Annotated in this window: 1 protein-coding gene and 1 pseudogene; one reads left to right on the top strand and one right to left on the bottom strand. The window is 63.6% G+C overall.

What is annotated here, in order from left to right:
• A pseudogene (locus RH857_RS13550) lies at positions 1-266 on the bottom strand (hypothetical protein); the annotation flags it as partial.
• 98 nt (positions 267-364) lie between these two features.
• Between RH857_RS13550 and cmtR the strand changes: the two are divergent.
• Complete coding sequence (gene cmtR, locus RH857_RS13545) at positions 365-727, top strand: Cd(II)/Pb(II)-sensing metalloregulatory transcriptional regulator CmtR (protein WP_138254006.1); 363 nt, start codon at positions 365-367, stop codon at positions 725-727.
• Positions 728-1,028 lie beyond the last annotated feature (301 nt).

Here is a 1,028-nt window from a genome sequence, read left to right as displayed (position 1 = left end):
CCGTCGGTTTCGTGGACCTCGATCCGCACCGTCCGAGTCCGGTCCCCAGTGACCGTGTCCAGAAGCTCACCGAACCGGGCACGAGACCATGCCCCGTCTTCGGGTGCGGGGAAGTCCTCGCCATCCACGGTGACCGCCAGGGTCCCGGTGGGTTCGGTGACGGTGATGACCACATGAGGCAGCACCGCCGGAACATCCGACTCCTGGTCTAACGGCTTGGTCTTCTTGGTTCGGCGCGAAGGGTGTCTGGTGTTGTCGTGGCTCATGCCAACCAGGTGCGCCTGCAACCTCCCGCGTACTGAAGGTAGCCTTCTGGTTAGGTCACTACTTGCTGACTAGTCATCGTTCGCTGTATGGTCATTGCATGCTGACTATTGCTTCTCGTCTTGATGTGATGAACCGGCTGGGCCGCGCTATGGCCGACCCCACCCGGTCCCGGATTCTGCTGGCCCTGCTGGATGCTCCCGGCTATCCAGCCAAGCTTGCCCGTGACCTGGAGCTGACGCGGACGAACGTGTCGAATCATCTGGCGTGCTTGCGGGATTGCGGGATCGTGGTGGCTGAGCCGGAGGGCCGCCAGACCCGCTATGAGATCGCTGACCCTCACCTGTCAAGGGCGCTGAACGCCTTGGTGGAGACCACCCTGGCAGTCGATGAGGGTGCGGAGTGTCTTGACCCGGTGTGCCCGGAGGGGTGCTGCGCTGGCGGAGAGCAGGTGCAGCGATGAGCGTGGATGCCTGCGGGTGTGCTTCCCCCCGTGAGGACACGGCTTCTGCCGAGACCACTAAAGAACCTCGGTGGTGGGGGGATCGTCGTGTCCTGATTCCGCTGGGCTCGGGGCTGTTGCTGGGCACCGGGTGGGTGTTGGAGTGGTCTGGACTGGCCGACCAGGCCCCGCTTTCGACTGTGACGCTGGCGGTGTTCTGGGTCAGCCTGTTGTTCGGGGCGTCTCAGTTCGTTCCTGGCGCTTTGCGTGTCGCGCGTCAGACTTAGTGGCAGGGCCGTTATGTAGGTCCTGAAGGAGAGTC

The sequence above is a fragment of the Nesterenkonia flava genome (genome assembly GCF_031432335.1).
GTDB classification, from domain to species: domain Bacteria; phylum Actinomycetota; class Actinomycetes; order Actinomycetales; family Micrococcaceae; genus Nesterenkonia; species Nesterenkonia flava.
This window is presented reverse-complemented; position numbering and strand designations above follow the sequence as displayed.

Excerpts from the sequence above, each read along its gene's own strand:
- cmtR (WP_138254006.1), top strand. The coding sequence starts at position 365 with ATGCTGACTATTGCTTCTCGTCTTGATGTGATGAACCGGCTGGGCCGC.